The organism is Nostoc sp. UIC 10890, assembly GCF_054786515.1.
The window spans coordinates 2,686,451-2,708,969 of sequence record NZ_JBSGKF010000001.1 but is presented as its reverse complement, the minus strand read 5'-3'; the positions used below and the strand labels follow the sequence as shown (position 1 = coordinate 2,708,969).

Here is a 22,519-nt window from a genome sequence, read left to right as displayed (position 1 = left end):
AACTTACTCAAATCTACCATCTTGCGCTCTGAGTAAGGATACGAAACTCAATTGTTTTGTGGCGCAAGTTATGCTCAACTAGGCGTTAGGAACTAGACTCCTAAATATGAATACTGAATTTTTACTTACGTCCCTACAATGTTGTGGAGGATTCAAGTGTAGTTCTAGTATTCAAGACCCAAAAAACTCCGTACTTAGCAAAGTGCGCGGGTAGTTAACAAACTTTTCTAGGTAATTTTTCATGGTACTGGATCTTTCCACCTTACCTTTGGCGTTTCAATTTACTTCTCCAGGGCCGATTTTGCTGAAAATAGGGCCACTAACTATCCGTTGGTATGGCTTATTGATTGCTACAGCAGTGTTAATTGGCGTCATCCTTTCCCAGAATTTGGCAAAGCGCCGTAATGTTAATCCTGAATTGTTAGGTGATTTGTTCTTTTGGTTATTAATTGGGGCAATTCCTGGCGCACGGCTATATTACGTTTTCTTTGAGTGGCCCAAATATGCTTCAACTCCAGAAAAAATCTTTGCCATCTGGGAAGGAGGTATTGCCATTCACGGAGCGATTCTTGGTGGCGTTGTGGCTGCGTTAATTTTTGCCAAAATCAAGCAGGTTTCTTTCTGGCAACTGGCAGATTTAGTAGCGCCTTCGCTGATTTTAGGGCAAGCGATCGGACGTTGGGGTAATTTCTTTAATTCTGAAGCTTTTGGCGATCCTACTGATTTACCCTGGAAGCTTTATATTCCACCAGACCATCGTCCTCTAGGATATGCCAGTTTTGAATACTTTCATCCCACCTTCCTCTACGAATCTCTGTGGGATTTAATGGTGTTTACGCTACTAATAACGTTGTTTTTCCGGTCTTTAGCTGGTAAGCCACGTTTGAAGATAGGCACAATATTTTTAGTTTACTGGCCAGCCTATAGTTTAGGACGCTTGTGGATTGAAGGCTTTCGCACTGATAGCTTGATGCTGGGGCCATTACGCATTGCACAAGTAGTCAGTAGTCTGGGAATTTTATTGGGATTAGTTGGATTAGCTTGGCTTTACTTACTCAAACGCCCTTTACCTGATGTCGTTCCTACTTCCAAGGTAAATGAGGAGAGTGGGAGATGAGGGGGATGAGGAGAATAAATCACTTATGCCCAATACCCAAGAATAAAAAATGCCCCAGAGTATTCTCTAGGGCTTAACCAGGGTGCATCTACCATTACTATCTACTAGGGAAAGAAGGTGAATCCGGAAAGATACTGAAGAATTTGCCAAAATATTTTTTTGAGAGATTGCCATGTGTGCTTCTAAAAGTGAATATACAGAAAGTCTAAGCTATAAAAAAACACTATACGCTGTAGAACCATCTGTGTATATTGTCGGTGCAGGTCCCGGAGATCCTGATTTATTAACGGTAAAGGCGCAGAAACTACTGGCTGCTGCTGATGTGATTTTATTTGCTGATTCTTTAGTACCCGAACAGATTTTAGAACTTTGCCGAAAAGATGCGGAGATAATTAGGACTGCGAATCAGACTTTAGAAGAAATTTTGCCGATTATGATCGATAGGGTGCGATCGCAAAATAAATCTCTAGTCCGTCTTCATTCTGGCGATCCTAGTCTCTACAGCGCCATCCACGAGCAAATGCACCTCCTCGCAGAGGCAAATATTCCTTTTGAAGTCATCCCAGGTATCAGCGCCTTTCAAGCTGCTGCTGCCAAACTCAAAGTAGAATTAACTGTCCCTGGTTTAGTCCAAACCATTATTTTGACACGCATCAGTGGACGTACAGAAGTTCCCGCCACTGAAGAATTATCCACTCTGGCAGCACATCAGGCTAGTCTTTGTCTATATTTGAGTGCGCGTCACGTCGAAAATGCCCAAGCTAAATTACTCGAACATTACCCAGGCGATACCCAGGTAGCGATTTGCTTTCGCATCGGATGGCCCGATGAAAAAATCAGGGTTGTCCCTCTGAATGAAATGGCAGACTGCACTCATGAAGAAAAACTAATTCGCACTACACTTTATATAATCAGTCCAGCACTTTCGCCGGCAAGAGGGCGATCGCGTTTATATCATCCTGAACATAATCACTTATTTCGCTCGTCTCATAACTAAATGGTGGAAATTGGGCATTGGGCATTGGGGCATTGGTTATTTATCAGAAAAATGGGTTTAAAACCTCGTGTTTCCAGCACGGCTTTAAAGTAATAAGTAAGGAGTAATGAGTAATGAGTGGATGAAAAATGGGTATTTACTCATTACTTATTACTTATTACTCATTACTCCTTCTTAAGAGTGCGTACCCTTCTCCTGACGGAGACGCTGCGCGAACGGGAACGCCAAGGGCGAACACGGCGGTGAGGATGTCAATCTCCTCATCTCCCTAATCTTTGTACTCTGTACCTCTGCATTTAGATAAACTTAACAATGTAATAAAATCCAAAATCCCAATTCAGTACTATGCCATTAATCAAAGTGCAAACTTCTGCTGAATCTCCTCAAAAAGCTGAAATTGAGTCAATGCTTTTAAATCTATCAGCCAAGTTAGCGAAACATTTGGGAAAACCAGAATCTTATGTCATGACTGCTTTTGAGCCAGGAATTCCCATGACTTTTGCAGGGAATACAGACCCCGTTTGCTACATTGAAATTAAGAGCGTTGGCACGATGAAGCCAGAGCAAACCGCAGCAATGAGTCAGGACTTTTGCCAGCAGATTAATCAAACTCTCGGTGTGCCGAAAAATCGTATTTACATTGAGTTTGCAGACGCCAAAGGTGCAATGTGGGGTTGGAATGGCACAACCTTTGGTTAATTAGTCGTCTTCTTTGGTCAAGACTAACTTGATCTGGCAGGTGTAGGATAGAGATTCAACACCAACTCGTGATTTTTTATGTCTGCTACGCCTCTTGTATCTCAGGTTGACTCACACAACCCAGAAAAATCAGAATTAATCTCTCCTCTTCTCGGTGCTTCTTTGGCAGAGTTAACTGCTTGGGTGCAGCAGCAAGGACAACCTACTTACAGAGGAAAGCAGCTGCATGAATGGATCTATGACAAGGGAGTGCGATCGCTATCTGATATTTCTGTCTTCTCCAAACAATGGCGTGCAGAATTAGCAGAAGTTCCCGTAGGGCGCTCAATTTTACATTACCGCTCTGAGGCTCCCGATGGTACGGTGAAATATCTTTTACGATTAGCAGACGGGCAAATTATTGAAACTGTAGGCATCCCCACCTTCGCAGAAAGGGGAGATGGTCCAAAATCCCGTCTGACAGTTTGTGTTTCTACTCAGGTGGGTTGCCCAATGGCGTGTGATTTCTGCGCTACTGGTAAGGGAGGCTACAAGCGCAACCTTGCACGGCACGAAATTGTTGATCAGGTGTTGACTGTGCAAGAAGATTTTCGGCAACGGGTTAGCAATGTGGTGTTTATGGGACTGGGTGAACCGTTGTTGAATACTGAGAATGTCCTAGCAGCATTGAAATCTCTAAATCAAGATGTCGGTATAGGACAGCGATCGCTTACAGTTTCTACAGTTGGAATTCGCGATCGCATTCGTCAGTTCGCGCAAAATAATTTGCAAATCACTCTGGCTGTAAGTCTCCACGCACCCAATCAAGCACTACGCGAAAAACTTATCCCCAGCGCCCGCGCCTATCCTCTAGAAGATTTACTGGCTGAATGTCGGGAATATGTGGAAATCACTGGACGCCGCGTTACCTTTGAATATGTTCTTCTCGCAGGTGTTAATGATCTACCAGAACATGCATTGGAACTTTCAAAATGTATGCGAGGATTTCAAAGTCATGTGAATTTGATTCCTTATAATCCCATTCAAGAAGTAGACTATAAACGCCCCAACCGCGATCGCATTGAAGCATTTGTCAACGTCCTCAAGCAGCAAAATACTGCCGTTAGTGTCCGCTATTCCCGTGGTTTAGAAGCCGATGCTGCTTGCGGGCAATTGCGAGCAAGTAAGAATTAAACAAGCTCAGAGGTTAGCAGTTGCTCCAAATAGACCTCGGTAAAAATTGTTATATTAAGGTTAAGCGATCGCTAAAACCAATCTATAACAATTGACGAGATAACTCTATGTTGAATCGCTCATTGATTCTTAAATTCTGGCTATTAGTGATTGTTTTTGCAAAAGCTTTGCCAATAAATTCTCCTGTATACGGACAAATAATTCAGACGAATCCTCAGCAACCTGAATTATTTCAAGAAAAAATGAGACAACAACAAGAGGAGCAAACTCAGCAAACACAAGAGAAATTGAAGGAAACATGGCTACGCTTAAACCTTCAACAACCCCAACAACAACAACAACAGAAAATACAACAGCAAGAATTTACACGACAACGGCAAGAACTAATACGCCAGCAACAACTGAGAATACAACAACAAGAAACAAGACTACAACAGCAAGAATTTACCCGACAGCAACAACTGAGGATACAACAGCAACAACTCAGACAAGATCAACAAATTAGACAACAGCAAGAATTGAGATTAGAACAACAGAGACGACAGCAACAACTCAGACAACAGAATAACAAGCTGTGAAGTGTTCAAAATTTATGATAAATAACTTTATCGTCAGAATTCAGGAGCCAGAATTCAGGAGTCAGAATAATTCAAGAATCAGAAAAATATTATAAATTCTGAACTCCTGAGTGCTGAATTCTCACACTTTATTAAAACTCTATCCCTCTATGGATAGAGTTTTCTGTATTATTAAAAATTAGAGAAAACATTCTCAAATTTCCAATTTATCTTATCTAGCGGTGTGCATGAATACCAGGGGCATAAGCCTCAATAACTTTTCCGGTACGAGTGCAACTAATCATTAAGTAGTCACAACTTGGGCATTGTGTGCGAGTTAATTGGCTATCAGAAATATAGTAACGCTCTGCATGACTACCACAATTTGGGCAGTAAATCTTTTGTACTGTCTGCATTTTAAAACCCCTGGTTGTGATTATTTTTTATTTGGTAAAGCTACAAGTTAAACCCGTAAAAATTCTGGTTCGACCCAACTTAACAAACTGCTGTAATATTGGCTGATTATTTTAAACAAAATTTCAGGTTTGAAAACTTTTCGATATCTTGATCTATTATCCTAGAATCTAGGTGATTTTACCCTCCAACTTTAGACACATAAATTATTTTTTAATTAAATACTGCTTAGAGATTTACTGATCCCCATAATTAATGCTTTGAGAGAGCCTTGTTTATAGTCATTTCAGACGAATACAAAAAAAGCCGTTCTTGTATTCAAAAATTAAAACCCATAAATTACTGTATCTTTAGTCACAAAATATCTATCTTAAGATTTAGTTAATATTTGCTAGCAATATTTATGAGATTAAATTCTGTAAGATAATCTAATGAAAACTACCAAACTTTATGAAAGGCGGCTTCCTTCACTCGGAACTTCAGGAGCCGCTCAGGGTTTCCTACAAATTTCAAGCAGGATGAAAATAATTGTAAATTTCTTGAGCCAAACGCGGCCCAATTCCTGCGACTTCCGCGAGTTGCGTGGTTGTCGCTTGCCTAATGTAGTCAACTGAGCGAAAATGCCCTAGTAGCAGCTTTTGTCGATGATGTCCTAAGCCAGGAATTTCATCTAAACGCGATCGCTTCAATTTATCACTACGTTGCTGACGGTGGAAACTTACTGCAAATCGATGTGCTTCATCGCGCAACCGCCGCAACAACTGCACCCCTGGTTGTTCCGCATCAGTTGTCAAGGGTTTAGATTCTCCCGGTAAAAAAATCTCTTCTCGCTGCTTCGCTAAACTCACAACTCGCAAGTCTTCTAATAAATTCATCTCTTGTAAAACGGCGATAACTGAAGATAGCTGACCTTTACCGCCATCAATCATGATTAAATCAGGCCAGTCAGGATTACCCAAACGTGCTAATTGCTGATTTTCCCCATACTTACGAAACCGCCGCCCAATAACTTCAGCCAGACTAGCAAAGTCATCTGAATGTCCTGCTGTCACAGTAGGATTTTTAATTTTGTAGTGGCGATAGTGCTGTTTGGCGGGTAATCCGTCGATAAATACCACTTGCGAAGCTACAGCATTTGACCCCTGAATATGAGAAATGTCATAACCTTCGATGCGGTGGGGTACATCTGGTAAATCGAGAATGGTGGCTAAATCTTGCATTGCTTGGTGATTGCGATCGCCAAATTTCTGCATTCTTTGCAATTCATACTGGGCATTTCGCTCTACCATCTCAATCAATTCTGCCTTAGTTTGGCGCAAAGGAGTCAAAATCGTGACTTTTTTACCTTTCCGTTGAGTTAAGACATCCGCCAATATCTCCACATCTGGTAAATCATGCTGTACCAAAATTTCTAAAGGTATTTCCACTGAGTCAGCAGTTTGGTAATGTTCCTCCAAAGCTCGTTGTAAAATCGCTCCCGGTTCTGCGTGAGCATCCGCCACAAAAGCTAAACGTCCTACCAATTGCCCAGCGCGAATCTGGAACAGTTGAATACAGGCGTGCTGTTCGTCGGCTGAGAGTGCGATCGCATCCCGCGAAACTGTATCATCTGGTAAGGAAACTTTTTGGTCAGCCGTCAGCGACTTTAACCCAGAAATTTGATCGCGAATTCGCGCCGCTGACTCAAAATTCAAGTTTTCGGCGGCGACGTTCATCTGTTGAGTCAAAATATCAATCAGTTCTTGAGTTCGACCTTGGAATACCATCGCCACCTTTTGGACAATTTTGCGATATTCTTCTGGTGAAATCAGCTTTTGACACACACCCGGACAACGCCCTAAATCATAATTTAAGCAAGGACGGTCTTTGAAAAGTGGTTGAGGTCGTTGTCTCTGGGGAAAGATGCGTTTACAGATGCGGACAATTTCTCGCAGTAACCCAGCATCAGTATAAGGCCCATAAAATTTATCCTTTTCTTTGCCGAATTGGCGTTTACGGGTAATAAAAATTCGCGGATAATCTTCTGACCAAGTGATGCAGAGATAGGGATATTTTTTATCATCTTTGAGCAGCACATTAAAGTATGGCTGGTGCTGCTTAATCAAGTTGGCTTCTAGCGCTAGAGCTTCGGCTTCAGTATCGGTGACAATGAATTCAATTTCTGTCACCAACTTGACCATCGTGGCGATGCGTTCACTCTTGTTGTAGCCATCCCGGAAATAGGAACGGACACGCGATCGCAACTTACGTGATTTACCTATATATATAATGCGATCGCTGTTGTCCCGCATAAAATAAACCCCCGGTTCCGGCGGAATTTCGGCTAGACGGTTTTCCAGTCGTTCTGGCTCTTTAACTAGCGGTAATATTTGCGTAGATATTGTCACAACGAAAATTAGGTAATCTTTCTCTATTTTAAGAAAAATAATTTTTTCGTGCCGATTTAACGGACTATTTATCAAGTAAATATAAAGTTGGCGTCATGATCTACATACATCAGAGTACTGGTGACTGGAATTTGGTGACTAGTACAACACGGCGGAAATAAACCAATCATTCCAAATAAACGAAACCCTTATGCTGTATTCTTTTTTAATTTTTTTAATTCCGCCTTGCGGTACTAGGTGGTAATCTCAGGCAGAATAATAACTCCTAACTCGGCACTTTCAAGTGAGGTAGGTTTTGAGTCTGCACAAAAATAAGTCTGTAGATGCTTGCTGGTGCGGCTTTCTGTAGGGTGGGTGGGTTTCCAAGCTAAATGTTTACCAGAAAATATGCTGCAAACATCAGAACTTTGAAGCAGATAATAGTTTGTTTAGCTGCGACTTTAGTTATCGGCTGCTACGGTCAGAAAAAAAACTTTCTTTGCTCTTACGTTGGTTTTATGGTGCGGCATTAAAATCGCAGTTTTAGAGAAAGTTTTAATTACTTCTTTATGTGCTTTTAAGAATAAAAAATACTCTTAAATATTGCTTTTATAAATACCATATAAAAAATTCATCAATCTCCAATATTTAAGTTTTTTTCTTGAATTTATAGTATTAAGCGAATTAACGGATTTAGTAAATAAAATTTACGATTATCATTGAGAATATAGCTATTATAATGATTTTAAGTAAAAGTCAAACTATGAACTTACAAGATTTTGAGATCCAGTATCGTGAGGCTATGGCTGAAACTCTCAATGAGCTACAAACAGCAGTTTTATTGTTAGCGCAAGTACAACAAAAAATTTCAACTATTGGCAGTTCTGTACAAAATCTTAGTGAGCGTGTGGAAGAGTTCATCGCTAACCAAAAAGCAGAATAAATTCACGTATAGCACAAAACTTTATCTGTGGCGACAAGTAAACTGTTCTTCAATTGCAAAGATGAGATCCTTGAGTTTTAAAGGTTTGACAAAATAGTGACGTGCGCCCAAACTTAGAGCTAGTTCCTGATCTGCTTTAAAAGCAAAGGCTGAAACCACAATAATAGGTATATTTGACAACTCAGGTTTTTGCTGGACTTGTTTTAAAAGTGAATAACCGTCAACATCTGGCAATTTCAAGTCTAGTAACATTAAATCTGGCTGGAATTGCTCTATAGTTGAGAAAAAAGTAGAGCCTTCTGATAAGCTTTGGACATCGTACCCACAGTAACTTAGATAGTCACTCAGTAACATCCGATTGAGATAATGGTCTTCAACTAGCAAAATTCGTCTAACTTTGTTTGACCGCAATGGCTCATCTATATTGAGTAATTGTGCTCTCATTACTACCTATTATCTGATTATTTTAAGTAAAAGCCAACAATTATTACCATAAACTAAAACGGTAGTGCATTTAAACCGTGAAACAAATAGAAATTTGACTTATCTAAATCTAGTCAAAGATATAAATAAATTTAATTTAGCTGCGCTACAACACTTAAATGATAGTACCCTTAAATAGAGCTTAATTAAAAATTAAGCTTTTTTTTACGAATTTTGTCTAAGTTATAGTATTAAATCAACGACTGCTTTTAAAAATTGAATTGGCGAATTTGTATTAGTAAAACTACTTAAGTAATACTATGAATTAATGGTATGATAATTCTCCTTCCTAAAACAGTTTTCATTTGGATGTGAGGGTAAGTAATACCATTTCACGAAATCCATGTTACAACCACGTTGGTAGGCGCATAGATATGCAGAATATTACAATCGATTCATTTATTGCAAATGTTTTTAGAAATAGTATAACCTAGAAGATTAAATTATCTTACAGTTTGCAGAAATTATTCATCAAAAAAGGGAGCTAATAAATAGCTCCCTAACTTATTTGTCGTTTTTAAACCGCAATCTTAAATAGATGCTTTTTTAAATTTGCGTTGGGTAGCAAATACACCAGCAACGCCTAGTAGACCCAGTACTATTGATGGTTCTGGCACTGCTGTAGGAGGTACACCTTGGATGGTGACTTCGTAATTACCACTGTGAGACTTGCCGTCAGCACCTAATCCCGAACTGTTGGTTAATCCGCTTGCTGTAGCAGAAAAGCTGTAAAGGAAATTAGTCTTGTCATTGTAGGTAACTTTAACAACTTCACTGGCTTGGAAACCATTTTTGAGAAAGTTACCCAAGCTTCCTAATAGAGGAGCATAGTAATCTTTTAAATTGTAGTGACCAGCTAACCCAATTTTGATTTCGCCAGTGGTATCATTTTGATTAACGTAAGAGATGTTAGGGTCGCTGGAGCGTTGGAAACCTTTGATGTTGAAAAATGCGTTAAAGGCTTGCTGGCGAAGAATGAAGCTAGGGGTAATACTCGGTAGACCAAGTGCTAATTTAATTGTAGATTCATTGGCTGCTAAACCCGCTGCATTATAAAATTCGTTAAACCAATTATTTGCAAAATTATTTGCTCCATAGCTTGTACTCAATCCTGAGCCAGTACTAAACCAATCTGTTGCTGTCAGGCTGCTCAAGGTAATACTTTTATCACCAATTTGACCCGTCAAAGTGGTGTTTTTGGTGAAATCAAAACCAGACCCTTCTGTGGTGGCTCGTAACTCTACGTTTCCAGTAGGATTTGCAGCATTACCATCCAGAACTTTCTGGATGTTTGTCTGGGTATTTGGCACAAGTACAGTACTGTTACCTGACACATCATAGATTAAATAATCACTTGATGCTGTTCCACCGATGCTAGCACCAGTGAGTGTTCCAGCCTGTGCTGGTACTGTGGCAAGAGCGCTCACACCAATAGCCATTGAAGCACCAATTACAAGTTTCTGAAAAGTCATCTTCATTGTTTTCAAGTCTCTGTCAGTTTGGAAGTTAAGTTTTAAACTATTGCCGTTTTTAGGCTTGGGCTGTCTTGACTACAGGCTTTTTGACAATATGGTTGCTTAAAAACGCAACCTACGTCGTTAGCCATCTTTGGTAGCTTTGCGTACAAACCCAGTTTAAGAAACGGTGAGACCTGATTGGGTAAAGTTCATGCTGATTATCAATGAAAAGATGACTAATATTTATAGACTTTTATACGTATAATTACAATTATAGTCAAAATAGCATAGTAATTTTAAATACAGCTTATTTTTTTAGTAGAATATAAGTATTTGTAGGGGCGTACACATGTGCGCCCCTACAGTGTATTCTCTCCATAGACTTTGCTGCAAAAAATCTTTGGTGTTTAATTTGAGAAGAAATTTAATTTAGGAATTCAGCAATTCTTTCTACAGCAGTTTCTAACAAAGGTGGCTCATGCACCAACGCAAAACGGACATATCCTTCTCCAGATTTGCCAAAGCCAGCACCTGGAGAAGCGGCTACACCAGTTTGCTTGACTAGCTGGGTACAAAATTGTACGGAGTTTTGACTCCAAGATGGGGGTAACTTTGCCCAAATGTACATTGTGGCTTGGGGAGTGGGAACGTTCCAGCCAATGCGATGTAAAGCTGTAATGAAAGCATCTCGGCGCTTCTGGAAGGTTGCAACAGCCGTTTTCACCCCAGCTTGCGGGCCAGTCATGGCTGCGATCGCACCATTCAAAATTCCCCGATACTGATTAAAATCAACGGCGGCTTTTACCTGGCGTAAGGCGTTAATTAACTGGGCATTTCCGATGGCGTAGCCAATGCGGAAGCCGCCCATATTGTAAGACTTGGAAAGGGTGAAAAATTCTATCGAGACGCTTTTCTCTGGATCAGCTTGCAGAATCGAGGGTACTAGGGATTGGGAAAGATTTTTTCTATTTCCTAATCCCCAGTCCCCAGTCCCCAGTCCCCAATTTCCAGTCTGCTCAAATACCAAATCTACGTAGGGGAAATCGTGAACGAGGACGAGATTGTGTTGCTGACAGAAGGCGACAGCTTCTTGGAAGAAAGATAAAGGTGCGATCGCAGCCGTGGGATTGTGAGGATAACTTAATACCATCATCCGCGACTGCGCCAAGACTGGGGCGGGAATATCAGCAAACACTGGTAAAAAATCGTTTTCTGCCCGTAATGGCATTGGGTAGATTTGGCCACTAGCTAGGTAGACTCCCCCCGCATGGGAGGGATAACCTGGATCGAGCAATAGGGCAAAATCCCCTGGATTGAGTATTGCTAGAGGTAAATGGGCTGTACCTTCTTGAGAACCAATCAGAGGTAGTACCTCAGTTTGAGGATCTACTCTAATGCCAAATTTTTGTTCATACCAGTTGGCGGCGGCTTCGCGAAATCCTTGGGTACCGTTAAATAAAAGATAGCCGTGGGTACTGTGATCGTGGAGAGATCGGGCGATCGCGTCGATGACGTGTGCCTCGGTTGGTAAATCAGAAGACCCCAAGGACAAATCAATTACCTGTTGTCCAGCGGCCAAAGCGACTGCCTTGGCTCTGTCCATATCAGCAAATACATTAGATTGTAGGGGTTGTAAACGTTGTGCAAACTGTATGTTAGTCATTAGTCATTGGTCATTAGTCATTGGTCATTAGTCATTGGTCATTTGCTATGAACTATGAACTATTGACTAATTACTGCTTAAGTGAGTATCTAAAAGAGCGAGTAATTTATCTTTGCCGATAACTCCCTCAGTAGATTCTAGTAGTTTATCTCCTTGAAATAGTCTGAGGGCAGGTACACCTTCCACTTGGTACTGCTTAACAGTGAGTGGGTTAGGGTCAATTTCCATCTTAACGACTTTGAGGCGATCGCTATATTTAGTAGCGGTTGAGTTAATCAGGGGCGACATCAATTGACAAGGCCCACACCAGGAAGCCCAAAAGTAAACTAATACAGGCTGCTCGGCTTTTAACACTTCGGTTTCAAACTCAGCATCAGTTATGGTGATTACAGCCTTACTCATTGCAGTCTCCGTCAAGTGGCGATCAAAGTTGGCACACACAATACTTTATCCCAAAGTCGTCAATAGTCCATAGTCAATAATTCATAGTTATTAGAACTGTTAACTATTGACTAATGACGTAAAATCCCACAGCCAACAGGTGTGGGACTAGCTCAAATAAGTTTTCTGTCAATTTTACAGTTGATCCAATTGCTTGCGTAAGGAATCCAACTCGGCATCAACCACCTCATTAGATTTGGGATTAGAAGCAGTGGTTTCTTGTTGTTGCGGTGGTAGTTGAGCTTGATTTTGTGGAGCTGCGGGTGGTAGCATTTGCGCTTTCAAAGCTGCCAATTCATCATCAACATCGCTACTACCTTCCAATTGGGCAAATTGGGTTTCTAAATCTGCACCTGCTAACTCTCCTTGTGCCTGGGCCCTAGCTTCTTGCATCAATACCTTTTCTTCCATCCGCTCGAAGGCAGACATTGCACTGCTGGTATTCATCCCACGCACCATGCCTTGGAGTTGCTCTTGGGCTTTGGCAGTGGTAATCCGAGCTTTAAGCATTTCTTTCTTGGTCTTAGCTTCAGAAATTTTGCTTTCCAGTTGGATTAAGTTGCGCTTGAGGGTTTCAACTTGAGTGCTTTGGGTATCTAAACTAGCCTTGAGGGCAGTACTGGTGTCAGTATAGGTTTTTTTCCGCTCTAGAGCTTGTCGTGCTAAGTTCTCATCACCTTTTTGTAGGGCCAGTTGGGCATTGCGTTGCCACTTATTGATTTCATTTTGGGCATCATTGTACTGTTTCTCGCTACGTTTTTGGGCGGCGATCGCCTGAGCTACTCCCTGACGAAGCTGCACCAAGTCTTCCTGCATTTCCAGGATGGCCTGTTCTAGCATTTTTTCGGGGTCTTCGGCTTTGTTAACCAGGTCGTTGAGGTTAGAACTAACTACTCGCTTAATGCGATCGAATAATCCCATAACTTTGTTTTTCCTTGTGTGCTTTACGCTTTTTGTTGGACAGTTAGCTTTTTTACTTTTTTAATAGCTACCTATTTCAATGTAATCTTTCCGGCTTGAATCAGTACCTCCCAACAACTCTTAATTGTTAAGATATCTCCAAACTGGGGTAATTAGCCGAACTTCAAGAGTCCTGAGTTTTGGGTAATTGCTCTTGGGGAGGCTGCACTGTCTTCTGGCTCTCGTCGGTAAGGAGATTTTTGTGCTGTGTGTTTTCTGCCTGGTTTAAAACCTGCACCTTCATCGTTGCCAATTCGGCATCTACATTATTATTAGATTCCAAGGAAGTAAATTGTGTTTCCAAGTCGTCGCTACCGAGTTGAGCGATCGCTTCTGATTGAGCCTCTATTTGCAAAACTTTTTCTTCCATGCGCTCAAAGGCACTCAGACTGCTGGTGGCAGAAACTCCACCGAGCATTTCCTGGAGGCGAGAAGACGCTTCGGCAGAACGGGCGCGAGCGATATACATATCTTTTTTAGTTTTCGCCTCGGAGATTTTTAACTCTAGCGATCGCATATCCTTTTTTAGCCTAGCTACTATATCGTTTTGCTGCTCTATTTGGGAAAAGAGGGCTGTAGCGGTTTCTTTATAGGCTTGGCGCTTAGTTAAAGCTTCCCGTGCTAGAGGTTCGTTACCTTGTTGCAGCGCCAATTGGGCGCGACGATACCATTCTTCTGTTTGAGAGTTGGCTGCTGCTGCCTGTCGTTGGGTGCGTTTCTGGGTAGCGATCGCTTGTGCTACACCCTGTCGCAACCGTACCAGATTTTCCTGCATCTCCAAGACAGTTTGCTCCAGAATCTTTTCTGGATCTTCTGCACCGCCGATTAAACTATTGAGATTAGCGCGAATCACCCGTAGGATACGCTTGATTAATTCCATATCGGCTCTCCATTCACGAAACTCAGTAATGAGTGCTGAGTGCTAAGTTTTGAATTAGTTATGGAGTGCTGAGTGTCTAGTTAAAGTCCTAAGTATAATATTTGCCATAGGGTAGTTATGGAGTGCTGAATGCCCAGTTAGAGTCTTGAATATAATATTTTTTGTTGTAGGGTCGTAAACAAACAAGATTTTGTGTTTTACCATTCAGCACTCAGCACTCATTGACTCAGCACTCATTGACTCAGCACTCAAAACTCAGGACTGTTATCTCATGGTATCGTAGATTTTTGCAACTTATGGCTGCTGAACCCGTGCCTTAATTCCTCTTGCCTGTAACAATTTCATGTGTTGTTGTACTTGCTCTTTAGTCTTAAAAGCACCCAGATAAATCAATTCTTTGTTGGGTGATAAATAAGCATCAGGAATTACTTGCCGTGCTGAGGCATAAGCCGCGCCTTTATTATCTATCACTACATGATAGAACCCATCTGTGGCTGGTTTGATTTCTGCATCCGGCTTTGGTGAGGTTGCGATTGGCTGAGGCGAGGTTTTTGCTGTTGGAGTGGGAGGCAAATTCAGGGGAGGCAAGGATTGTAGCGTCGGGACTGGTGCTAAGGCGATCGGATTTGTCGGTTTTAGGGCTGTGTTGGGGTCAGGTAATGCCGCTTGAGGATTTGTGGGGTTTTGGGGAACGACTGGATTAGGCACTACTGCGAGAGTTGGTTGGACTTTGGGTTTTAAGCCAACTACATCCTTGGGATCTCTGACTTCAGGAAACTCTTGGGCAGCTAGATTGGGATACTTGGGTATAGATGTACTTGGTGGCTGGATTGGAGGTTGGACATTACTCCCAACTTCCTCAGTATTTTCTGGCGCAGGAGATGAGTTCCCGTTAAACAAATTGCCTAAATTCCATTGTGGCAAGCTTTTGGGATTGAACACCACATAACCCAAGGTAACACTGGCCACCAATAGCAGTAACATCGAGCCGATACCCAAAGGTGATAGCAGACTGTCGTTAGAATTGCTTGGTTTCTTAGTTTCTGGTTGTTCTTCTGTCAGACTTCGCAGCAGTGCTTCACTAGATTCCAAATAGTCATCTGGGTGCTTAGGAGTGTCATCTGGCTGTAAGAGATTTTCGCTCTTAGTATTTTTAACGATCGCTGGCACAATACTACTAGTAAAGTTGGGCGGGGGTGGTGGTAGTTGAGTTTGGGTTTTAGCAGAATCAAAGGTGGAAGTCACATCCAGATTATTCAGTTCCTCAGTTTTTGGTGTAGCTGGCGCTGGGTTTATCTCAGGATTCACAGCTACAGAAAATGGAGGTGGGGGTGATACGTCAATTTTTGCCGTAGCTGGCGCTGGGGTTCCCTGATGATTCACGGGTACAGATACAGGCGGTACGTTGGTTTTAATTTCCGTTCCTGATGACTGAATTTTTCCCGATGTTATATGAGCAGTCAACGATTGGGGTTGACTGCTCATATAACTTGCAACACGAGACTGCTTAGATGACACCAAACCAGTTCGCGTGCGTCGGTATCGAGCTAACTCTTGATCTAGAGGCACCTCTAAACTCGCGAGTGCTGCTGCTAGTACTGGTTTCAACCCAGGTGTTTTAGACGATTGATTAGTAGCGGAGTCGTTCAGAGGGTTTTGAGTCATTGCTTCTGTACCTCAAACATAGACTGTTGGAATTAACTTTAGATATATTTGTGACAATAGTAGCGGAAATTATCTAAATAGATAGATTGGGGACTGGGGACTGGGGACTGGGGAAATAATAACTCCTAACTCCTAACTCCTCACTCAGCACTCAGCACTCAGCACTTGGAATGATGTCGTTGAAATCAATAAATGATATTTTAGGTGTTCTAGAAAAGCAGGCTCAATGGCAGGAGCAGCCATTTCAACGCCTGCTCAAGTGTTGGGCAGAAGTTGTTGGCCCAGTAGTTGCCGCAAATACTCGACCATTGTCAATTCAGCGTGATGTTTTGTCCGTAGCAACTTCTAGTGCTGCTTGGGCGCAAAACATGACTTTTGGTCGGACATCTCTGCTTTTAAAGTTGAATAAAAAGCTGCCAACGCCTTTGGTTGATATTCGCTTTTCTACTGCTGGCTGGCAAAATCCGTTGGTGGAGAGAAAACAGCAACAAACGGTTTCGCCCCATGAGCATCCCAGTTACCTTGGTGATGAGATTAGCCGCCCTGATATGACACCCACCAAGGATGTGAATGCTGCTTTTGGGAATTGGGCGAAGGTGATGCGATCGCGATCGCATGGCTTACCCCTTTGTCCCCAGTGTCAATCTCCCACTCCACCCGGTGAACTCCAGCGCTGGACAGTCTGTTCTGTCTGTGCTGCTAAACAGTTTTGAAAGCAAAATACTTTAACGATTATTAGTTGAGCAGAATTTATCCTCAAGTAACTTGCTACTGTCACATAAAATAGTTCTGATTCTTGAGAAAAAAGATATTTTCCTGTTAAAATATGCCGAATGTGGTACGTAAAGCGGACTATTTATCTGAAATAATATGCCTTAACCCATCCTTAAGGAGGAAGTTAAAAGGCTGGATAAATCAAAATTGTTACTTTTAGTCTTGATCCCTAATAAGTTTTAGCCAAAATCTATAGGTGATCACTCTAACGATTATTGAAATATATAACAAGATTATAAAAATATCCTGAAGTTTATTTTTTACCTGGGATCGCTGAAACCTATAGAAAATAATGACTTTTTGGCTCTTATCCGTCTTTATATATAGAAGCAAAATATAAGGATGAAATTTAGCCAGAAACTGCACTAAAGATTAATCCAAATGAAACCCATTAAAGTTTTAGCATCTGCCTGTAGATATTGCCGTCATTACCAGCCAGAAGGTCGCCGTGGCGGAACGTGTCAGCAGTTAGGAGCGCCTGTTCAAGCAACTTGGAAGGCTTGCTCTTTGGCGCTCCCACCTTTTGCACCTTCTTGGGAAACCTTGGAAGATGCTTGGAGTTTGCCAGATGCAGCGCCTGTTTTGTCATCTTCTCAATCTCTAGCCTCAGATTTAGACAATGCTGCTCTTACCCCTGTTGAGCAAATAACTGCCTCTATATCCGAACAGGTAAAGACTAAAGCAGTTGTTATTTAGTCATCCATTATTACTGAACTCAGTTTGTAGTTTGCTTAAGATAAGATTTGTTTTTAAGATATTTAGTGCTGTAAATTTTGACATCTACAAAAATCGCACCCTTTAGTGAGGTGCGATTTTTGCAATTTTAAGGTAGCCAAGGAAAAGAGCGGAAATCTGGTGGACGCTTTTCGAGAAAGGCTTGTTTGCCTTCAGACCCTTCTTCTGTCATGTAATAGAGTAACGTGGCATTGCCAGCTAGCTCTTGTAAACCAGCTTGTCCGTCACAATCAGCGTTGAAGGCGGCTTTGAGACATCGAATTGCGATCGGGCTTTTTTCTAAAATCTCTTGCGCCCATTGAATACCTTCCGCTTCTAGTTGTTCAACTGGGACGACGCAATTAATTAAACCCATTTCTAGAGCTTGTTGGGCATCATATTGACGGCAGAGAAACCAAATTTCTCTAGCTTTTTTTTGTCCTACAATACGGGCGAGATAGCTAGCTCCAAAACCACCGTCAAAACTGCCGACTTTCGGGCCAGTCTGTCCAAAAATGGCGTTATCGGCAGCGATGGTAAGGTCGCAAATTAAGTGTAGAACGTGTCCGCCACCGATCGCATATCCAGCCACTAAAGCAATCACCACTTTCGGCATGGAACGAATCAGCCGTTGTAAGTCCAGCACATTCAAGCGGGGGATGCCAGTATCATCCACATAACCCGCATGTCCCCGCACACTTTGATCGCCACCAGAACAGAAAGCATATTTACCATCAGTATGTGGGCCATAACCCGTAAATAGCACGACACCAATAGTAGTATCTTCACGAGCATTACAAAAAGCGTCGTACAGTTCAAAGACAGTTTCAGGACGGAAAGCGTTGCGTTTATGGGGACGGTTGATGGTGATTTTCGCAATGCCGTCAGTTTTTTGATACAGAATATCTTCGTAGGTTTTGGCTGTTTGCCAGTTAATTTGCATTGGTATGGAGTGCGCTGTTGTGCTTGAGAATTTTATCGCGGACGTAGGGACAAGCGATACCTGCGGTGGGCTACGCCTAAGCTAAATTGTTCTCTCAAGCCTTTACGGTACAAGCCCCCACTGATTGTAACTACGAATTACGAATTATCAATTACGAATTATTTTGACACCATCTTCTACAAATTATTTAAGCAATTTCCCGGTTTGCTGTTTGAATTAGTAGATGAACCACCCGCAGAAGCGGAAAATCATACCTGCGGTGAGCTACGCCTACGCACTCCGTAAAATAATGATGGCTACAAATAAGGCTTCTCGTAGTAAAGAAGCATTGGCAGACACGCGGGTATATCAGAAGCAGTGGAAGAAGTACGATCGCACTTCTTCCACTGTTAAAACGACTATTTGGTGAAATTGCTTAAGAAGAGTTGTTGGAATTGAGATTGCGATCGCGAACTTGAAAAGGTGGTTGCAAGTCAACCAAAATGATCTTGAATTGGAAGTAATGGTATTTGAAAGACTGCTTGGCATTCATTAACTAGATTTTGGCTGTTGACACTCGACCACAATCACCATTAGGGATAAAATAAGCAACCGTGCAGAAAGTTACGTTAAGGCTAATTTTCCTAAAAACAGAACTTAGTCATTATCTTTTGAACAGCCCGAAATCTTGATTATTTAGTTGAATGTCCATGCATATTACTCAGCGTCAAGAGCAATTTAGTAACGCTTATATTCGTGCTGTTGCAGCAGTAGCAGGTTATACCCTTTATAAACAAGAGGTAGATGATGACAGCATTGACTTGGGTATTGCAGCCAAAGGAGCTATTGGAACTATTCGCTCCCCCCATTTAGAATTACAGCTAAAAGCCCCTTTTAAGAGGAATGTAGTTGGTGCTACGAGTATGAGTTATCCCTTAAAGAAAAAAAACTATGACGATTTAAGATATACTAATGTTTATGTTCCACGCATTTTAGTTGTTGTTGTCTTGGCTGACGATCTAAATAGTTGGTTGTATCAGTGCGAAGAACAATTAGTTATTAAACATTGTGCTTACTGGACATCACTGCGAGGTGAAAAAGAATTACCTATTGGTCAAGAAACTAAGTCAGTGCGTTTATCAAAAGATAAAATATTTAATGTAGAAACTCTACAAAAATTGATGGATATAATCTCAAATGGAGGTAATCCATGAAAGCAACTATACGAGATATTGACGTTCTTAAATCCATAAATCCACTAGAAGTCGCTAGCTATTTGGAAATTCAAGGTTGGAAGGAACAAAGGCAAATAAACGATATTGCATCTGTTTGGACATTAGAAATAGCTCAAGGAGGCAATGTTGAAATATTATTACCTCTGAATCCTGAATTTCGAGATTTTTCTGCTCGTATGAGAGAAGTTTTACAAAATCTTGAAATTGTAGAAAATCGTTCTCAGTTAGAAATAATAACTAATCTTAAGACTCCACTAGCAGAAATTGTACAAATTTCAGTGAATCATTCAGAAATTATAAATGGGAGCATTCCTATATCTCAAGGAGTTCAATTATTTGAATCAGCTAAAAAGCTAATGTGGTCTGCTGCTTCATCTGCTGTACAACCTAAACCTTACTTTAAAGGAGGTTCGTTTAGTGAAGTAACTGACTATATGCAAAAATTACGTTTAGGACATACTAAAGAGGGTAGCTATGTTTTAACCATTATTTCTCCATTAAAAGTTGACAATTATCAATCTGAAGATTGCTTTGAAAGAAAGGTGACTAGAACTCTATTTCAAGCTTTAAATATTATTAGTTTAGCTCACGAGCAAAAACTTTCTGAAAGAGAAAGTGTTTTAGATGAAGCCATAGAAGAAGGAGTAAGTGCTAATCTATGTGATGCATTATCACACATGATAAATAATGATAATGATCCAAACTTGAGTTTTAATTTAACTTGTTCAAAAACACTAGATCATCCATCTAATATTCCTTTAGAAATAAAATTAAACAAACAACTTCTGTCTGTTATTACAGAAGTTAAGAATAAATTAAAATCTCGCAAAAATACTTTGGGTAGAAACCAAAAAAGTATCCAAATAGATACTAGAGAATTAGAATTGATAGATACTAGAGAATTGCTTTTATCTTCTAAGCAAGAATTATTGCGCTCAAGAATTAAAGGTTTAGTAATTAAGCTTGAATGGTTTGGTGGAAATGAAAAAGCAAAAGTTACTGTTATAAGTATAAATATAATAGAAAATGAAGAGAAAGAGGTTATTATTGAAGTTAATCGTGACGCATATCTAATTGCATTTCAAGCTAATTTAGAGCAGATACCAATAATATGCGATGGTCACTTAATTGAAGAAAATGAATTATTAATTTTGAGAGAAGTACAGAATTTTTCTCTGTATCGAGAGAATGTTTAAATTCACTAAACATCAAGAGTTTGTCACTACCTCGTCAGTGCTTATAAAACTTGTGGCAAAGGACTTTTAACTAATAAGATACTTAAATTCAAATATCTACGGCAAACTTCCGTAAATTATCCTGTCGCCACTTTGCATCTAATTTCCGATTTGTCTGCAACTCTAAAACCCGAATCCCCTTAGTTGGAAGCGAGTTTAATCTTTGCTGCAACTGTTGCCAAGAAGTAATCAATTCATGCTGCACATTATAAGTAGCGCATAACTGAGCAAAATCAATATCCTGGGGAGTACCGAAAAACTCTTCAAAAGGTGGATCAAATTTGGCAATGGGTAACATTTCAAAAATCCCACCACCATTGTTATTGATTAACACAATCGTCAAATGTCCGACAAACTTATTGCGGATTAAAAAACCATTGGTGTCATGCAACAGCGCTAAATCTCCCGTCAACATCACACTACTTTGCTGGCGATGGGCAATTCCTAAAGCTGTGGATAATGTGCCATCGATGCCATTTGCACCCCGGTTAAAGTGCGATCGCACTCCTAAATTATTCGGCTTCCAGAAATATTCCACATCCCGCACAGGCATACTGTTGCCAATGAACAGAGGCGTTCTGGGCGGTAAAATCTGAGAAATTAACCAGGCTGCTTTACTCTCAATTATTTCATCTATTTTCCCCATCGTCTGATCAACAGCTAACCTAACCTTAGTTTCCGCATCACACCATTGCTGCACATATTTTGAGGATAAAGATAAATTTCCCTTTTCTACTTTTATGTCTTCTACAGATATCCTTAAATGCGTCGTTCTCCCGTGCAAAGGATCGAGATTTTGGTCACTGGGGTCAATTATCCAGCGTCGCGGTTGCGTTGTATCTATCCAGCTACGCAGTTCTTTACTCGTAGGCATTTCTCCCACCTGAATCACCATTTCGGGCGCTAGCTGCTTGGCTAGTTGCTGATTTCGCAAAATCAGGTCATAGGTGGAAATCAAATAAGGGTTGAGTTCAGCATAATTTCTGACTGGGGAAAGTCCCTCAGCTAGCACAGGCCATTTGAGAGTTTGGGAAAGTTGCGCGATCGCTCTACAATACTCTTCTGGTTGCTGTGCTTGGGCAACACCTGCAATGATAATGCCGCGATCGCATTCTTTCCACTCTTGGGGAATGGGGAATGGGGAATGGGGAATGGGCGATGAGTTTGCTATTCCGGCGAAAAAGTCTTCTGGATGAAACTGCGATCGCAAATAGCTCAAATCATTTCCATCAGGAACAGGTGCTAAAGGATCGCGAAAGGGAATATTCAAATGTACTGGCCCCTTTGTAGGAGTTTGCGCTCTTTCCCAGCTATGAATTACTGTTTGTCGCAGGTAAGCTAGCATTCCCAGATCGGCGGAGGGTAAGGCTAACTCTGTTTGCCAATTTGGGTAGTTCCCATATAATCTCAACTGATCTACAGTTTGCCCAGAGTGACAATCTCGCAATTCTGGAGGTCTATCGGTAGTTAGTATTAATAGTGGTACGCGACTATATGAGGCTTCTATTACTGCTGAATAAAAATTTGCTCCTGCTGTACCAGAGGTGCAAACAACTACCACAGGGCGTCCGGTTGCTTTCGCTTGTCCCAAAGCAAAAAAAGCGGCGGAACGTTCATCGAGAATGGAAATCGCTTTAATTTCAGGTACTTGTTGAGCAAATGCGATCGCTAAGGGTGTAGATCGTGATCCAGGACAAATGATGGCACAAGTCAATCCCAACCGCTTTAGCGTCTCTGTTAAAATATAAGCCCAAAGTTGATTAACATTTTTAAAGGCGATCGGCATTAAATTAAACATAGCTATAAAACAATCTTAAATTTTAG

The 22,519-nt window shown here is 41.1% G+C and carries 22 protein-coding genes and 1 pseudogene; 12 read left to right on the top strand and 11 right to left on the bottom strand.

Features of this window, described 5'->3' with window-relative positions; all coding sequences use genetic code 11:
• The first annotated feature begins 241 nt into the window (after window positions 1–241).
• The 5 genes from lgt to ACWATR_RS10610 all read left to right on the top strand — a co-directional run bounded on the left by lgt (window position 242) and on the right by ACWATR_RS10610 (window position 4,564).
• A complete protein-coding gene (lgt, locus tag ACWATR_RS10630; RefSeq protein ID WP_460332094.1) occupies window positions 242–1,117 on the top strand; it encodes a prolipoprotein diacylglyceryl transferase in 876 nt (291 codons plus the stop codon).
• A 172-nt stretch (window positions 1,118–1,289) separates the two neighbouring features.
• Window positions 1,290–2,114 carry a precorrin-4 C(11)-methyltransferase gene (cobM, locus tag ACWATR_RS10625; protein WP_460332092.1) on the top strand — a complete coding sequence of 275 codons (825 nt, stop codon included), beginning with the start codon at window positions 1,290–1,292 and terminating at the stop codon, window positions 2,112–2,114.
• Between the two features lie 345 nt (window positions 2,115–2,459).
• A complete protein-coding gene (locus ACWATR_RS10620; protein ID WP_460332090.1) occupies window positions 2,460–2,813 on the top strand; it encodes a phenylpyruvate tautomerase MIF-related protein in 354 nt (117 codons plus the stop codon).
• A gap of 78 nt (window positions 2,814–2,891) precedes the next feature.
• Window positions 2,892–3,986: a dual-specificity RNA methyltransferase RlmN gene (rlmN, locus tag ACWATR_RS10615; RefSeq protein ID WP_181931860.1), complete on the top strand. Its 1,095-nt coding sequence runs from the start codon at window positions 2,892–2,894 to the stop codon at window positions 3,984–3,986.
• A 107-nt stretch (window positions 3,987–4,093) separates the two neighbouring features.
• Window positions 4,094–4,564, top strand: a complete 471-nt coding sequence (locus ACWATR_RS10610) for a hypothetical protein (RefSeq protein ID WP_460332087.1) — start codon at window positions 4,094–4,096, stop codon at window positions 4,562–4,564.
• A gap of 215 nt (window positions 4,565–4,779) precedes the next feature.
• On the opposite strand, the gene ACWATR_RS10605 is transcribed toward ACWATR_RS10610, so the two are convergent.
• Window positions 4,780–4,959: a replication restart DNA helicase PriA gene (locus ACWATR_RS10605; RefSeq protein ID WP_179067652.1), complete on the bottom strand. Its 180-nt coding sequence runs from the start codon at window positions 4,957–4,959 to the stop codon at window positions 4,780–4,782.
• A 507-nt stretch (window positions 4,960–5,466) separates the two neighbouring features.
• Window positions 5,467–7,344: an excinuclease ABC subunit UvrC gene (gene uvrC / locus ACWATR_RS10600; RefSeq protein WP_460332085.1), complete on the bottom strand. Its 1,878-nt coding sequence runs from the start codon at window positions 7,342–7,344 to the stop codon at window positions 5,467–5,469.
• A 742-nt stretch (window positions 7,345–8,086) separates the two neighbouring features.
• Between uvrC and ACWATR_RS10595 the strand changes: the two genes are divergently transcribed.
• Window positions 8,087–8,266 (top strand): hypothetical protein, encoded by a 180-nt coding sequence (locus ACWATR_RS10595; RefSeq protein WP_460332083.1) that lies wholly within the window; start codon window positions 8,087–8,089, stop codon window positions 8,264–8,266.
• Between the two features lie 21 nt (window positions 8,267–8,287).
• On the opposite strand, the gene ACWATR_RS10590 is transcribed toward ACWATR_RS10595, so the two are convergent.
• The 7 genes from ACWATR_RS10590 to ACWATR_RS10560 all read right to left on the bottom strand — a co-directional run bounded on the left by ACWATR_RS10590 (window position 8,288) and on the right by ACWATR_RS10560 (window position 15,815).
• Entirely contained in the window at window positions 8,288–8,710 is a 423-nt protein-coding gene (locus ACWATR_RS10590; RefSeq protein ID WP_460332081.1) for a response regulator, read from the bottom strand.
• A 569-nt stretch (window positions 8,711–9,279) separates the two neighbouring features.
• A complete protein-coding gene (locus tag ACWATR_RS10585) occupies window positions 9,280–10,227 on the bottom strand; it encodes an NF038130 family PEP-CTERM protein (protein WP_460332079.1) in 948 nt (315 codons plus the stop codon).
• A gap of 403 nt (window positions 10,228–10,630) precedes the next feature.
• Window positions 10,631–11,869: an LL-diaminopimelate aminotransferase gene (locus ACWATR_RS10580; RefSeq protein ID WP_460332077.1), complete on the bottom strand. Its 1,239-nt coding sequence runs from the start codon at window positions 11,867–11,869 to the stop codon at window positions 10,631–10,633.
• A gap of 66 nt (window positions 11,870–11,935) precedes the next feature.
• A complete protein-coding gene (locus ACWATR_RS10575; protein ID WP_069073954.1) occupies window positions 11,936–12,271 on the bottom strand; it encodes a thioredoxin family protein in 336 nt (111 codons plus the stop codon).
• A 174-nt stretch (window positions 12,272–12,445) separates the two neighbouring features.
• Window positions 12,446–13,231 carry a PspA/IM30 family protein gene (locus ACWATR_RS10570; RefSeq protein ID WP_460332075.1) on the bottom strand — a complete coding sequence of 262 codons (786 nt, stop codon included), beginning with the start codon at window positions 13,229–13,231 and terminating at the stop codon, window positions 12,446–12,448.
• A gap of 163 nt (window positions 13,232–13,394) precedes the next feature.
• The gene (locus ACWATR_RS10565; RefSeq protein WP_460332073.1) at window positions 13,395–14,150 is read right to left on the bottom strand and encodes a PspA/IM30 family protein; all 756 of its coding nucleotides are present in this window, start codon (window positions 14,148–14,150) and stop codon (window positions 13,395–13,397) included.
• Window positions 14,151–14,444: 294 nt separating this feature from the next.
• Complete coding sequence (locus ACWATR_RS10560; protein WP_460332071.1) at window positions 14,445–15,815, bottom strand: hypothetical protein; 1,371 nt, start codon at window positions 15,813–15,815, stop codon at window positions 14,445–14,447.
• Window positions 15,816–15,988: 173 nt separating this feature from the next.
• Here ACWATR_RS10560 and ACWATR_RS10555 point away from each other — a divergent pair, with 173 nt between their 5' ends.
• Both ACWATR_RS10555 and ACWATR_RS10550 read left to right on the top strand, forming a co-directional pair.
• Window positions 15,989–16,528 carry a DciA family protein gene (locus ACWATR_RS10555; RefSeq protein ID WP_460340330.1) on the top strand — a complete coding sequence of 180 codons (540 nt, stop codon included), beginning with the start codon at window positions 15,989–15,991 and terminating at the stop codon, window positions 16,526–16,528.
• 442 nt (window positions 16,529–16,970) lie between these two features.
• Window positions 16,971–17,285 carry a hypothetical protein gene (locus ACWATR_RS10550; RefSeq protein WP_460332069.1) on the top strand — a complete coding sequence of 105 codons (315 nt, stop codon included), beginning with the start codon at window positions 16,971–16,973 and terminating at the stop codon, window positions 17,283–17,285.
• A 127-nt stretch (window positions 17,286–17,412) separates the two neighbouring features.
• On the opposite strand, the gene menB is transcribed toward ACWATR_RS10550, so the two are convergent.
• Window positions 17,413–18,246 (bottom strand): 1,4-dihydroxy-2-naphthoyl-CoA synthase, encoded by an 834-nt coding sequence (gene menB / locus ACWATR_RS10545; protein WP_163936219.1) that lies wholly within the window; start codon window positions 18,244–18,246, stop codon window positions 17,413–17,415.
• A gap of 150 nt (window positions 18,247–18,396) precedes the next feature.
• Here menB and ACWATR_RS10540 point away from each other — a divergent pair.
• The 4 genes and pseudogenes from ACWATR_RS10540 to ACWATR_RS10525 form a co-directional block, all read left to right on the top strand.
• A pseudogene (locus tag ACWATR_RS10540) lies at window positions 18,397–18,498 on the top strand (DUF2887 domain-containing protein); the annotation flags it as partial.
• Window positions 18,470–18,655 carry a hypothetical protein gene (locus tag ACWATR_RS10535; protein WP_460332067.1) on the top strand — a complete coding sequence of 62 codons (186 nt, stop codon included), beginning with the start codon at window positions 18,470–18,472 and terminating at the stop codon, window positions 18,653–18,655. The pseudogene ACWATR_RS10540 and the gene ACWATR_RS10535, both read left to right, overlap by 29 nt.
• A 280-nt stretch (window positions 18,656–18,935) precedes the next feature.
• Window positions 18,936–19,439, top strand: a complete 504-nt coding sequence (locus tag ACWATR_RS10530) for a DUF4365 domain-containing protein (protein WP_460332065.1) — start codon at window positions 18,936–18,938, stop codon at window positions 19,437–19,439.
• Window positions 19,436–20,656, top strand: coding sequence for a hypothetical protein (locus ACWATR_RS10525; RefSeq protein WP_460332063.1), 1,221 nt, complete (start codon window positions 19,436–19,438; stop codon window positions 20,654–20,656). Before ACWATR_RS10530 ends, ACWATR_RS10525 begins: the two co-directional genes overlap by 4 nt.
• 88 nt (window positions 20,657–20,744) lie before the next feature.
• On the opposite strand, the gene menD is transcribed toward ACWATR_RS10525, so the two are convergent.
• Window positions 20,745–22,493, bottom strand: coding sequence for a 2-succinyl-5-enolpyruvyl-6-hydroxy-3-cyclohexene-1-carboxylic-acid synthase (menD, locus tag ACWATR_RS10520; protein ID WP_460332061.1), 1,749 nt, complete (start codon window positions 22,491–22,493; stop codon window positions 20,745–20,747).
• Window positions 22,494–22,519: the final 26 nt, after the last annotated feature.